This is a genomic window from Psychrobacter sp. T6-1 (genome assembly GCF_052258445.1).
This window is the reverse complement of the sequence record NZ_JBQQFC010000044.1, coordinates 1-13,601: the sequence shown is the minus strand read 5'-3', so window position 1 is coordinate 13,601 and position 13,601 is coordinate 1. Positions and strand designations below refer to the sequence as shown.

Below are 13,601 nucleotides of genomic sequence, written 5' to 3'. Positions count from 1 at the left end.
CAACAAAAAGCTAGGCTAAAAGCCTAGCCTACGTCTAACTTATTTTATATAAAATTCAACCCTAAGGTTTATAACATAATCCTAGCCTCATCGTAGCACCAGTCCTCGAGTCAACCATCAGCTTTATACCTAACCTCCCAACCGAGCAATACTACCTTTATCTGTTTTCCTAGAATATATATTGAGCGAATTACCAGCGACTATCAGCAGCATGCCAACGACTAAAGCTGCGCTAAAGCTCTCAGAATACAACAGCACACCGATGAGTGAGATGAGCGGCAATCTAAACATATCCATAGTGACTACGAATGTCACCTCAGCATATTGCATGGCTTTGGTCATACAGTAATGCGCCGATAATGCCGTGACACCTATGATGACCAGCCATAGCCACTGGATATCTACTGGCGTTGTCCAGCCTTCTATAAACAACAGCAACCCTAGTGGCGCTTGTATCAAACACATCATAAAAATAATAGTGATGGGACTATCGGTATTAGACAGCGACTTTGTACACACATGAGCAAAGGCGTAGCAAATAGCAGCGCCCAGTACGATAAGTGACGCATAGTGAGCGACATCTAAGCTAGGTTGTACAATGACCAAGACACCTAATATGCCTAATAGTACAGCAATGATTTTTTTTATCGTTATAGGCTCTTTTAAAAAGAGATACGAGATGATTATCGTCCAAAAAGGCACGGTAAATTCAATAGCGAAAACGGTAGCTAAGGGTAGTAGTCCTATGCCTAAGAACCAGCCATATTGCCCCGCGAAATGAAATAAGTTTCTGACTACGTGTAATTTAAGACGTTTGGGAAATAATAAGTGCCTTATCTTTGGCAAAGCGTTTGATAGCCATATGATTGGCAATAATACCAATAGCCCGACGATACTACGAAAGAATAGTATCTGAAAAACACTAATCTCACCGTTTAGCTCACGAGCACCAATAGCCATCAAACAAAATGAGGTGAGCGCGCCAATCATCCAAAGGGTAGAGCGGATCATAATGGTGCAATCCTCTAATGATAAAGTCAAAAAAATAGATACCTTATGTAATGACACAGAACTGGTATAAATTTTTCTTGCTTGCTGTAGCTAGCAGACAGAGGCTACAAAAAATTTATTCCAGTTCAGCGGTATCGTTTTTATATTGAACTGACTATTTAAAACCAAAGCTTGAGTTTATAGTATAAGTGAATGCTTTATATCGATGGATAAACCAAAACAAAAAAGCCAAGCAAAATGCTCAGCTTTTCAATACTAAATTGCTAAAACCCTAAAACTTATATAGTAAACCCAGCGTCGTTGTTGCATCGGTACGCGAGTCCACCATCGGGCTATCGTATTGCTCATTGGGCAAGTAGCTTAAGCTTTGATTAAAGAAGCCAGCAAAACGCTCATTGATGTCATAGTTAGCACTAATATTGATGTACGGGTTTAGACTTGAATTGGATTTATAAGCAGCAACGCCTGTATCTGCCGACTCTTGATCGCTGACGCCATAATAGTACTCATTGTATTCATCATCATGATACTCAAAGCCAATGCTCGGATAGACGGTCAGCTTGTTTTTAGTAATACGAGCCAAATATGTCAGGCGCGCTGTCGTACCGCCGCTACGATCCAAGACATCGGTTGCCGCTTGAATACGAAAGCCACCGACAGGCGTACGGCGTAGGTAGCTTAGACCTGCCGCCGCTGATGCTTTACGCTCATCTAAACCTTGGAGCGCGCCATTGGCATCATCAGGGTCAAACTCGCTGCCTGCCAGTTGGACATAAGCGGCCAGCTGATTGGTACCATCATTGACGATATAAGCGCCTGCTTGCGCGCCGCGGGCATAGAACTTATTGTTGTCATAGAACACGCCTGGCAAGACACGTACCTGCTCATCATCTAGATCATAAGCACTTTTGCTATATAACACATTGACGCCAACGCTGAGCTCGGCATCTTGATCAGCAGGCAGATTTTTGAATAGGGCGGCGTTAGCATGGCTGCCAATGCCAAATAGCACTGTAGCAGTTAGGGCAGTGAGCAGAGTGCGGCTAGCGATAAAAGGGGCGGATAGTTTTGACATAGTCGGGTCTCTTGAGCAGGTAAGGGTAAGTAAAATAGCGCTTTAGTGGGTGATACTCATTTTTGATCACTATAGCGCACTTATTTATTCGTTAGCAGCGAGCACTTGTAGTATCTGATTATGCATATCTTGCCACCACCAGACAAAGCCAATCAAGACGATAAGCATCATGAGCCAAGGCAGTAGTTGCCATATCATGCTGATTTTGACAGGCTTAATAGCAACAGGTTTGACGCTAACATAAGCTGGATTATTGTAGTTAATGGTCGTATTCACGTCGGTATTATTAACAGTACTAGCAGAATCATGCTCTAAGTTTACAGGGATTTGGCTAGTGTTATCACTAAAAATATCCCTAAGCGGTGGATCGTTATAATCGGTAACTTGAGGGTCAGCTATTGGCAACTGGTTTGTTAAGGCGCTTTGGTACTCTGCAATCGCTTGTTGCTGAGCCCCTTGGCGCTGGCGCTGGGCAAAAACAAAACCAAGGGCAATAACCAGTCCTGTGATCGCGCCGCCGATATGACCCGCGTTATCGATACCCGGTACCGCAAAGCCATAAACCAGATTGATACCCATAATGAATATCAGACTCTTTAGATTAAGCACCATTCCATTAACTGATATTTTAAACAGCGCTGCTATCAGTAAGGCTGCGCCAATACCCATGATACCGCCAGACGCGCCAGCGGATAATCCGGGCTGCGCTGAGCCATCTAAAATGCCTTGCCACGTTACATAATTGTTTAATAGATTGCCACCGATAGCGGCAAGCAAGAACAGCGCCAAAAACTTCACGGAACCAAACATAGGCTCGGCTACTTGCCCAAAGAAATACATGGCAAAACCGTTAAACAGTAGATGCATCAAACCAATATGCAAAAACGCACTGCTAACCAGCCGCCACGGGTCATCCTCCATCGTCAGCGGCAGAGCATTAGCGCCCCAATAGATGAGCGCTTGGGTCGAGGGGTTATTGGCATCGACGCCTAAAAGCACTTGGATGATGAACAGCCCGATAAAGCTGACTAAGAGTAAGGTGCTGACAGGTGCAGTTTTTAGTAATTGCTGTATGGTCATAAATGGGTATCAGTTAAAGGATATGGGTAAACAAGATAAGCCAATCATTAAATCAAAGAACTACCAGCGCATCGGTGCAAGATATGGCTGACCAGATTTTAGATGCTCATAAGTGCCTTTGACCAAGATATCGTCAGTCACTTGGGTGATATCAGTATGACCGCAAAACGCCATACTCACATCACATTCCTTGTAAATAAGCTCCAAAGCCCGGCGCACGCCATCCTCGCCATAAGCACCGAGTCCGTACAAAAACGCACGCCCGATCATCGTACCGTTAGCGCCTAGTGCCATAGCTTTGAGGACATCTTGCCCCGAGCGAATCCCACTATCAAGCCAAATCTCAATCTCACTACTTTCTGCACGTACCGCTTGCACGATATCGCTTAGGGCAGCGATTGAGGAGGGCGCGCCGTCCAATTGCCGACCGCCATGATTGGAGACGACTAATGCATCAGCGCCACTACGAGCGGCGAGTATCGCATCCTCAGGCTCCATGATGCCTTTGATGATAATTTTACCGCCCCATTCATCTTTGATACGAGCCACATCATCCCAGCTCAGCGCCGGATCGAACTGCTCTGCTGTCCATGCGGACAAGGAGGAGATATCCTCGACATCTTGAGCATGACCGACGATATTACCAAAGCTGCGTCTTTTGGTACCAAGCATATTGAGGCACCACTGCGGCTTGGTCATAAGGTTAAGGATATTAGCCAGCGTCGGTTTGGGCGGCGCAGAGAGACCGTTTTTGATGTCTTTGTGGCGTTGACCGAGCACTTGTAAGTCAGCGGTCAAGATCAGCGCTGAGCAATTGGCTTCTTTGGCACGGCGAATCAGATTGCTCATAAAAGCTTTGTCACGCATGACATACAGCTGAAACCAAAAGGGCGCACTGGTATGACTCGCCACATCCTCAATAGAGCAAATGCTCATCGTCGATAAAGAAAATGGCACGCCAAACTTTTCAGCGGCGCGCGCCGCATGAATCTCACCATCTGCCCACATCATCCCCGTAAAGCCAGTGGGTGCAATAGCAACAGGCATATTCACAGACTCACCAATCATTTTGGTCGCAAGCGAGCGCCCTTCCATATTAACCAGTACGCGCTGACGCAATTTGATACGGTCAAAGTCGCTTTCATTGTTACGATAAGTAGTCTCGGTCCATGAGCCAGAATCGACATAATCGTAGAACATGCGCGGAATTTTGCGCGCCGCCACTTGGCGCAAGTCTTCAATCTCAGTGATTCTATTTAATTTTGGGCTTAGATCTTTCATAGGGTTCTCGCTGATGATTACTCAGACAGTAATTGCTGTAAATCCATGACTGAAAACGGATAGTTAAGACGCCGCGTAGATGTCAATAGTACAGGAATAGTGGTAGCAAATTGCATCATTAGCGCCTCATCAAAATCGCTAATGTCGACATCGAGGCAATCAATAGGCTGCACCATTTGAAAGCGCGTTATCAAAGCTTTGGCATCTTCACATAAATGGCAGTGAGAGGTACCTAATAACCACCAAGCCTCACTATGATTAGCATCAGACAAATGTGGCAGCGCTGTCATGATAGAAGCACGTAGCTCTACCACTGATGATTTTGTTTCACTAAGCTGATAGCTATTAGGCTCATTCGTCATCTGTGTACTCATATACGTACTCTTACTTTAACTATGCAATACTTTTAACTATTCAATACTTTTAACTATCCAATATTCGGTCTTAAAATTTTAAAACCACAGCTTAATGCTTGCTATATGATAAAGAAATCAGAGCAATAATGACAGCGATTGCCCAATTAGGTAAGATAGCTTGCAATTCACCAAAGTTATTTTTAATTTATTATTTGGATACATAGCGCATGACAAGTTTTGGCAAAGTTATCAAAAAAATACTATTGGCCTTTATGTTGCTGGTAGTGGCTTTTCATGTGTTGGTTGCAGGCTTGCTATTGATATGGAAGACTCAGCCCATCAATAACAGTATGTTTATGCTCACACATCGCTTGACAGGCGGTGAGGTCACGCAAACTTGGGTGGAGTATGACAATATCGCCAAATCAGCCAAGCAAGCGGCTATCGTTAGTGAAGATTCAAAGTTCACTCAGCACAATGGCTTTGATCTTGAAGGCATTGAGGTGGCAATGAAAAAGAATGAAGCCTCTGGCAAAGCGTCCGCTGGCGGCTCAACAATTACCCAGCAGCTTGCCAAAAATCTATTTTTGACCTCTCATCGCTCTTACATTCGTAAAGGCGAGGAGGCAATTATTACCGTTATGATAGAGACTATCTGGGACAAACAGCGCATTTTGACCGCTTATCTTAATGTCGCCGAATTTGGCAACGGCATTTACGGTATAGAGGAGGCCGCGCAACATTACTTTGACAAATCCGCGGACAATCTTAACCGAGATGAGTCCGCACTGCTTATCGGTATGCTCACCAATCCCAAATACTATCAGGATAATAAAGGCGATAGACGCCTGCGCAACAAGCAGCGCATTATCAAAAAACGTATGAAAAACGCGGCTTTACCACAAGCGGCTTAATGGCTGATAACCAAAAATGTTCAGTGATCAAAATAAAAATAAAGGATGACATCATGAGTACTGCCAATAGCGATGCAATGGACAATAGAGCACTGGATGAGCATAGTCTCACATCGGATAAAGCGGTGACGCAAACGGCTTTGACCGAGATAGCTTGGCAGCGCTCTGAAGATGGTAGCTATTCGCCCAGCAGCTATATCAACCGTGATTTGTCCTTGTTACAGTTTCATCTGCGGGTACTCGCGCAAGCCGCCAATCCGCGTCATCCACTGCTCGAGCGTTTATTCTTTTTGATTATCTTTTCATCGAATATGGATGAGTTCTTTGAGATTCGCGTTGCAGGCATTATGCAAAAGCTTAATTTAGGCAACGTCGTTACAAGCCCACACGGTATGCGCCCAAGCGAGGTGCTAGGTGAGATATCCGCAGTTGCGCACAATGCTATCGATGAGCAGTACCGCATACTAAACGAAGATATCTTGCCCGCTCTTGCCCTTGAGGACATCCGCTACCTCAAACGCGATGAGCTTAACCCTGAACAATCAGCATGGATGAAGCGCTACTTTACTGAGCAAGTCTCACCTGTACTTACGCCGATTAGCATTGATCCTGCCCATCCGTTTCCGCGCCTCGTGAATAAGAGTTTAAACTTCATTGCAACGCTAGAGGGCAAGGACGCTTTTGGTCGTGATATCAATTTAGCGATTGTCCCTGCGCCGCGCAGTTTGCCGCGGGTGATTCGTCTACCTGATGAGCTCACAGGCGGCAAAGAGCACCACGTCATGCTCTCCGCGGTCATTCATGAGCACGTCGGCGAGCTGTTCCCTGGGATGAATGTCACCGGCTGCCATCAGTTTAGGCTGACGCGCAACGCCGATTTGGACTTAGCAGACGATGTTGATGATATCGCCAAAGCCTTAGAGGGCGAGCTTGAAAATCGCCGTTTTGGGGATAAAGTGCGCCTAGAGGTCACAACCGACTGCCCAACACCGATTAGCGATTATTTGCTCAATGAGTTTGAGCTGCATGATAACCAGCTCTACCGCGTTAATGGCCCTGTGAACCTTACGCGCTTACTTTTTGATTTTAATATTCCAAAGCTGCGTTATCAGCCCTTTACTCATATTATGCCCAAACCCTTTCGCCGCGAGGTAGATAAACTCGACAAGGCGACTAGTATGTTTGCCGCTATGCGTAAGCGTGATGTGCTCGTACATCATCCTTTTCATTCGTTCGCGCCTATTATCAATCTGCTGTGGCAAGCCGCTAGCGACCCCAAAGTGTTAGCGATTAAACAAACGCTTTACCGCTCAGGCACCAATTCTGAGATCGTCAAAGCGCTCGCCGCCGCTGCTCGTAATGGTAAAGAAGTGACTGCCGTTATCGAGCTACGCGCGCGCTTTGATGAGGCTTCTAACATCGCCGTTGCTAACTTCTTGCAAGAGGCGGGCGCGGTTGTGGTCTATGGCATCGTGGGCTACAAGACTCATGCCAAGCTTATGCTCATTGTGCGCCGTGAGGATGAGCGCATCCGTCGTTATGTGCATCTAGGGACGGGTAATTATCATGCGGCCAATGCCAAAGTATATACCGACTACGGACTCTTTAGCGCCGACCCTGACATCTCAGAGGACGTGCACAAGATATTTCAAGAGCTCACTGGCATGGGTAAGCCTGCTAACCTCAAAAAGCTCCTTCATGCACCATTCACTTTGCATGACAAGCTTATAGAGTTTATTGATGCTGAGATTACGCAAGCAAAGGCAGGCAAGCGCGCGCATATCATTATCAAAGTCAATGCACTTACCGAGCGCCGCTTGATTGACAAGCTCTATGATGCCTCACAAGCTGGGGTAAAGATTGAGCTGATACTGCGCTCTATGTGCTGCTTACGTCCGCAGGTCAAAGGTTTATCTGAGAACATCACTGTACGCTCTGTTATCGGGCGCTTTTTGGAGCATACGCGCGTTTATTACTTTTATAATGGTGGTGATGAGCGCCTGTACTGCGCAAGCGCTGACTGGATGGATCGCAACTTATTTCATCGCGTTGAGGTCGCTTTTCCAATTGAAGACAAAAAACTATTCAAGCAGATTTTTGAGGATGGGCTACAAAACTACCTGCAAGACAACGTACAAGCATGGACGCTCAATGGCAGCGGACAATGGCACAAGGTCAAACGCACAGATAACGAGCCTTTGCATATTGCGCAGGATTATTTATTAAAGGTTATTAATCGTGTCGGGGAACCAGTCTAATGATGAATGATAAGAGTGCAGGTAGTAAGCGACTCAAATAGTTACAAACTTGCTAGTCGTATCACATTTATTCACATTTAGACACCTGAGCACACTGGTATGATAAAGCTTAATGTCTCTATACTAGCTTTTTACACTTAGATACTCTGTACATGTAAAGCTGCACATATAGAGCTAAGTTATACATTTAGACCTAAGCTAAATAACTTTAGAACACTTATATAAAGGCTTGAAACGTTTAATCTCTACCAATAGATTTAAAGTGATAACAACTAAAATTCAGGAGTTTTACCATGAGTAACAATGACACAAAGAGCAACAATGACCCAAAATCAGAAGTAACCGATGCGGCGCAAAATGTCGATGCTAAGCAGCTCGAAAAAAACCTTAACAACGATGACGAGCAAGCTACCGATAATGATGATAATCAAGCGCCCTTTATCGATGAGTCGTTACGCACAGATCAGTAATCACGGCTCGTTAGTGTCAGCCAAATCTGATTAATTATAGCGTGTATACAAGGAGTAAGTTATGACTATACATAAGGAAAATGAACAACCCAATAACGAAGAAAGAGTCCCTGTTGACGATCCTGTAGCCGCAAAAGTGCTTAATCCAAAGGATAGCTACGAAGGCCGCAAATACGATCCTGAAATAGATGGACCGGAGCAAGCCTCACAAGAAACCGATGAGGTATACTCAGATCCCCGCAAAGAAGAAAACTTACCAGCAGGTGGCAAAAACGTCGCTGACCTAAATGCTCATGATTTGAGTCAAAACAACAATATCTAATTGATGACAGGACTTCTGTAGTAAGCCTATTAAATAATAATAAAGGACATAACAATGAAGACTAACGATCCAGCCCTGAGCAAAACACGTATTGATAACACCAATAGAGAAAGCGGCACTGCTATCGTTAATGACGATGCTCATAACTTAGCTTCAGACAACCACGAAAAGATCGAAGACAATACGACTGTTAACAAAGGCACTGACACTTTTGAAGATAACATAGTCGACAGCGAGCACGTCAAAGATGGTGATAATCCAGCGCGTCAACCTGATCGCCGCGATCAAGAAGGCAGCACGGCTTTTGATGAAAACATCAATGAAGATACGGTAGGAAGTGAAGCGCCGCAAAGTGATGAGATTACCGATCGCAATCGCTACGCGAATGTAAATAATGCGCAAACTCGTACATTAACGCCTGACGAAAAAGACTAGTCGCGATTGTGTATAAAATAAAAGGTACAATGTACAAAGGTATAGAGCGCAAAAGCACAGATAACGATAGTAAAGGAGTAGGGCATGAGTACGCCAAAAGACATGCATGATGATACCAATTACAAGCTAAAAGATTCTGATGACAATGAAGGTATCGTGCAAGACGACGCACTACAAAAAGCGAATCCAGCAGCTGCTGAGCGCGCGACGGATGATCATGATCCGCATCATATTGCCAAAGACAATAAGCAATACGATACTGACGTTACTGAGTCTAAAAGGTAAGTATCAGTTAGCATAAAATAAAAAAGCAGTGCCTAACAAATGCAGTGACTAACAATAGTCGCTGCTTTTGTTATTATTAAAAGACATCAATTTTTATTAAAAGACATCGATTATAAGCAAGCTAAATAGGTACGCCGCTATGAAAGCGTAGTTCATCGTCAGGCGTAGATATCAGCTCGCTCTCAATAGCTTTAAAAAAATCAACACGCTCGTTGATACAAGTATCAGACAACGACTGCGCCAATGCTAGATAATCCTCAAAATGACGACTCTCAGATTTTAGCAAGTAACGATAGTACTTACTAAGGCGCGCATCATCTATCACATGGCTGAGCGCTGCAAAACGCTCACAGGAGCGTGCTTCGATAAACGCCCCTATGATCAGCACGTCTATCATCGCGGCAGGCTCATAAGTACGTTTATGCTTTAACATGCCTTTGGCATAACGACCTGCACCCAAGTGCATCCAGTCTTGTCCGCGCTCTTTCATGATACCTAGTACTTGCTCGTAATGCAGCATCTCCTCGCGTATGAGTTGTGCCAGTTTGCACTGCAAATCATGGGCAAACTCATAGCGAAAGATAAGGTTCATCGCTGTTCCCGCTGCCTTTTTTTCGCAGTTGGCATGATCTTGAATAATTAGAGGTATATTATTCATTGCTGCATCAATCCAAGCTTGCGAAGTACGCGCGCCTAAAAACTTGTAGACCGCGCTCATATCAACTTTGGCAGGGGGTCGTAGTTGCTGGCCATCCTCGTCTTGTACTCTACTATCATCGCTGTCGTCCGCAAAAAAGACTGATGAAGTATTATTGGTCTGTGTTATCTCTAAGTGTTCAACATTCATAATCTGGTAGCTATCCATAAAGTATTAAATTTCATCACTGTGCACCGATTATATCAAGTCAGCTGCTATTGAGGCATGGCTTTGAGACTAAATAACTATTGAAATGATTACTTACAGTTTAACTTTACTCCTTAGTCGTCTACTCGATATGCAACACATAAGTTATCAAAGCCTGATGGAGCATAGGGTATCACTACAGAGCAATGTCAACATTTAGCCACAAAATAGCATATCCTTGTTAATTTTTTGATTTGATAGTAGGATAATATTTTGCGGTGTAGTTACAATCAAACATCAATCCCAAGACTAAATCATCAAGCGCCAAATACTTTGATGCCAAATACTCTTAAGCCATGTGTTTTTGAGTATTTATATGTCATCTACATTTAACAAAAACCTGATAGTCATAACTATTACCAAATCATAAGGACATCTGTATGAGTCAGTATTCTCAAACCAATCGTATCCAAAAAGGAATTCTTGCCATTGACCAAACCTTGTACGACTTTATTGAAAATGAAGTCCTACCCAAAGTTGGTTTTGACTCAGACAGCTATTGGTCAGGGTTTGAGAAGGTTATCAAAGAATTTACGCCGCGTAATAAGGCACTGCTTGCCACTCGTGATGAGATGCAAAAGCAGATCGATCAGTGGCATCTACAACATCCTACCAAAAACGGCGAAATCGATACCGCAGCTTATAAGCAGTTTTTGCAAGAGATCGGTTATTTGTTGCCAGAAGGTGAGGACTTCAAAGTCAGCACGCAAAATGTCGATGACGAGATTGCACATATCGCAGGCCCGCAGTTGGTAGTACCTGTACGTAACGCTCGTTATGCATTGAACGCCACTAACGCGCGCTGGGGCAGCTTGTACGACGCCCTATATGGCACAGATGTGATTAGCGATGAAAACGGTCAAGAAGCCACTGGCGGCTACAACCCAACTCGCGGCGCAGCCGTTGTCGCTTATGCCAAAAATTTCTTGGATGAGAACTTCGCTTTGGCCTCAGGGTCATACCGTGATGCAACAGGCTTTAAAGTTGTAGATGGCGCGCTTGAGATTGTACAAGGCGAGAGCAGCACCAAGCTACAAGATGCGAATAAGTTCGTAGGCTACGTCGGTGATGCCAATAGCCCAACAGGAGTATTGCTCAAGAACAACGGCCTACATGCCGAGATTCAAATTGATAGCGCTCATCCAGTGGGTAAAGATGACCCTGCTGGTATCAAAGACGTCTTGTTAGAGTCTGCTATTACTGCGATTCAAGATTGTGAAGATTCTATCGCTGCTGTGGACGCCGAAGAAAAAGTCGAAGTTTATCGCAATTGGCTAGGTCTTATGAACGGCGATCTGCAAGAGACCTTTGAGAAGGGCGGCAAGACGCGTACGCGTAAGCAAAACCCAGACCGCGAATATACGACGCCAGATGGCGGTAAGCTGATTTTGCCCGGCCGCTCGTTACTGCTTATCCGTAACGTCGGTCATTTGATGCAAAACCCAGCCATCTTAGTTGATTTGGGTGACGGGCAAGAACAAATCTTTGAAGGGCTTATGGATGGCTTGATCACCCCGTTATTAACTCTAAATGACCTAAAAGGCAAAAGCGAGCTATCCAACTCACGCAAAGGCTCTATGTACATCGTTAAGCCAAAAATGCATGGTCCTGATGAAGTCAAAATGGCAAACGACTTGTTCAATGCGTCAGAGGACTTATTAGGTCTTGAGCGTAATACGCTCAAAATTGGCATTATGGATGAAGAGCGCCGCATGACAGTCAATCTAAAAGAAGCGATTCGTCAAGCTAAAGAGCGCGTGATCTTCATCAATACAGGCTTCTTGGATCGTACAGGTGATGAGATGCATACTAGTATGAATGCTGGCGCGTTCGTACCTAAAGGGGATATGAAGTCGCAAGCTTGGCAGCCAGCCTACGAGCAGTGGAACGTTGATATTGGCCTTGAAGTTGGCTTGCAAGGTCATGCACAAATCGGTAAAGGCATGTGGGCGAAGCCTGATGAGATGAAGGAGATGATGGAGACCAAGGCGGCGCATCCAAAATCAGGTGCTAGTACCGCTTGGGTACCCTCACCAACGGGCGCGACTTTGCATGCTATGCACTATCATCAAGTCAACGTTGCGGACGTACAAGACGAGCTAAAATCGCGCACGCGCGCCAGCCTCGATGATATCTTGACCATACCGCTCGCTGCTAATACTGATTGGAGCGATGAAGAGATACAAAACGAGCTTGATAACAACGCTCAAGGTATCTTAGGTTACGTCGTACGCTGGGTTAACCAAGGCGTTGGCTGCTCAAAAGTGCCAGATATCAATGATGTGGGTCTCATGGAGGATCGCGCAACACTGCGTATTTCAAGTCAGCATATTGCCAACTGGCTCCATCATGACGTGGTGAGTGATGAGCAGGTCATGGAAACCATGAAGCGTATGGCAAAAGTCGTCGATGAGCAAAACGCTGATGACAATAGCTACCAGCCTATGGCAAATAATTTTGAGCACTCCTACGCCTTTAAGGCAGCTTGTGATCTTGTATTCAAGGGTCGCGAGCAACCAAGCGGTTATACTGAGCCTCTATTGCATCAAGCTCGCCTAGATCTAAAGGCTAATTTTTAAAAGTAAATAATTAACCTGCCTGCAAGCTCGTTAAGAACAGCGTCATCTATCTTAGGATAGGTGGCGTTTTTTTGTAGGTAAAAATTTATTTATTAATGAATCCGGTTTTCTCGATAATAGTTATAGGTATTAAATAAAATGTAATAATATTTTTTCGGTTTACGAATGTTGTCTAAGGCAAGTAAAACGCTGTCTCTAGAGAATATTTGACACACAGTAGAAACAATTAGCTCAAAAAAATGTTGCAAATTATGTCAGAGTTGTTATGCTTATAGCCGAAGTATGAGTTTGGTAACGGATGTTACACATTGAAGTGTTAAAAGCCAAATTTTACATAAGGGTTACATGTAAGCATACGATTCTTTAAGTAATGGTTTTTACCTGATAGTGATAGACATACCACACTTTTTTGAACAGATTCCGGTCGTCAGTTACATATTTTATATTTTGAGGATTTGTGACGATACCATTACGGGCACCAGCTAATGATAGCCAGCCTACTACTAAAATTGTAAGTGGAGATTCCCATGAAAAAACTACTTTTAGCTACAGCAGTTGCTGCTCTATCTGTATCAGCGGCGCAAGCTGCTCCAACCGTCTACGGTAAAATATTCATTACTACTGACTATGT

General features: G+C 44.4%; 13 protein-coding genes and 1 pseudogene. 8 read left to right on the top strand and 6 right to left on the bottom strand.

Annotated features, from left to right (window positions below):
- Window positions 1-129: 129 nt before the first annotated feature.
- The 5 genes from ACTXGO_RS04620 to ACTXGO_RS04600 form a co-directional block, all read right to left on the bottom strand.
- Window positions 130-1,011 (bottom strand): DMT family transporter, encoded by an 882-nt coding sequence (locus ACTXGO_RS04620; RefSeq protein ID WP_435949382.1) that lies wholly within the window; start codon window positions 1,009-1,011, stop codon window positions 130-132.
- Window positions 1,012-1,282: 271 nt separating this feature from the next.
- Entirely contained in the window at window positions 1,283-2,086 is an 804-nt protein-coding gene (locus ACTXGO_RS04615) for a MipA/OmpV family protein (protein ID WP_443573493.1), read from the bottom strand.
- Window positions 2,087-2,170: 84 nt separating this feature from the next.
- The gene (locus ACTXGO_RS04610; protein WP_443573491.1) at window positions 2,171-3,166 is read right to left on the bottom strand and encodes a rhomboid family intramembrane serine protease; all 996 of its coding nucleotides are present in this window, start codon (window positions 3,164-3,166) and stop codon (window positions 2,171-2,173) included.
- A gap of 60 nt (window positions 3,167-3,226) precedes the next feature.
- Window positions 3,227-4,447, bottom strand: a complete 1,221-nt coding sequence (locus ACTXGO_RS04605) for an alpha-hydroxy acid oxidase (RefSeq protein WP_443542057.1) — start codon at window positions 4,445-4,447, stop codon at window positions 3,227-3,229.
- 17 nt (window positions 4,448-4,464) lie between these two features.
- A complete protein-coding gene (locus tag ACTXGO_RS04600; protein ID WP_443573489.1) occupies window positions 4,465-4,821 on the bottom strand; it encodes a glutaredoxin family protein in 357 nt (118 codons plus the stop codon).
- A gap of 209 nt (window positions 4,822-5,030) precedes the next feature.
- On the opposite strand from ACTXGO_RS04600, the gene mtgA reads away from it, so the two are divergent.
- From mtgA to ACTXGO_RS04570, 6 genes are all read left to right on the top strand, one after another.
- Window positions 5,031-5,717 (top strand): monofunctional biosynthetic peptidoglycan transglycosylase, encoded by a 687-nt coding sequence (mtgA, locus tag ACTXGO_RS04595; protein WP_317198667.1) that lies wholly within the window; start codon window positions 5,031-5,033, stop codon window positions 5,715-5,717.
- Between the two features lie 53 nt (window positions 5,718-5,770).
- Window positions 5,771-7,975, top strand: coding sequence for a polyphosphate kinase 1 (gene ppk1 / locus ACTXGO_RS04590; protein ID WP_443542053.1), 2,205 nt, complete (start codon window positions 5,771-5,773; stop codon window positions 7,973-7,975).
- Between the two features lie 293 nt (window positions 7,976-8,268).
- The gene (locus ACTXGO_RS04585) at window positions 8,269-8,445 is read left to right on the top strand and encodes a hypothetical protein (protein ID WP_443542051.1); all 177 of its coding nucleotides are present in this window, start codon (window positions 8,269-8,271) and stop codon (window positions 8,443-8,445) included.
- Between the two features lie 61 nt (window positions 8,446-8,506).
- Window positions 8,507-8,767 (top strand): hypothetical protein, encoded by a 261-nt coding sequence (locus ACTXGO_RS04580; protein WP_317198664.1) that lies wholly within the window; start codon window positions 8,507-8,509, stop codon window positions 8,765-8,767.
- Window positions 8,768-8,821: 54 nt separating this feature from the next.
- Window positions 8,822-9,202, top strand: a complete 381-nt coding sequence (locus ACTXGO_RS04575) for a hypothetical protein (RefSeq protein WP_435949373.1) — start codon at window positions 8,822-8,824, stop codon at window positions 9,200-9,202.
- 84 nt (window positions 9,203-9,286) lie between these two features.
- Entirely contained in the window at window positions 9,287-9,487 is a 201-nt protein-coding gene (locus ACTXGO_RS04570; RefSeq protein WP_317198662.1) for a hypothetical protein, read from the top strand.
- Window positions 9,488-9,608: 121 nt separating this feature from the next.
- On the opposite strand, the gene ACTXGO_RS04565 is transcribed toward ACTXGO_RS04570, so the two are convergent.
- A complete protein-coding gene (locus ACTXGO_RS04565) occupies window positions 9,609-10,334 on the bottom strand; it encodes a MiaE family protein (protein WP_443573487.1) in 726 nt (241 codons plus the stop codon).
- A gap of 437 nt (window positions 10,335-10,771) precedes the next feature.
- On the opposite strand from ACTXGO_RS04565, the gene ACTXGO_RS04560 reads away from it, so the two are divergent.
- Window positions 10,772-12,970: a malate synthase G gene (locus ACTXGO_RS04560; protein WP_443542048.1), complete on the top strand. Its 2,199-nt coding sequence runs from the start codon at window positions 10,772-10,774 to the stop codon at window positions 12,968-12,970.
- A 527-nt stretch (window positions 12,971-13,497) separates the two neighbouring features.
- Window positions 13,498-13,601: pseudogene (locus ACTXGO_RS04555) on the top strand (porin); the annotation flags it as partial.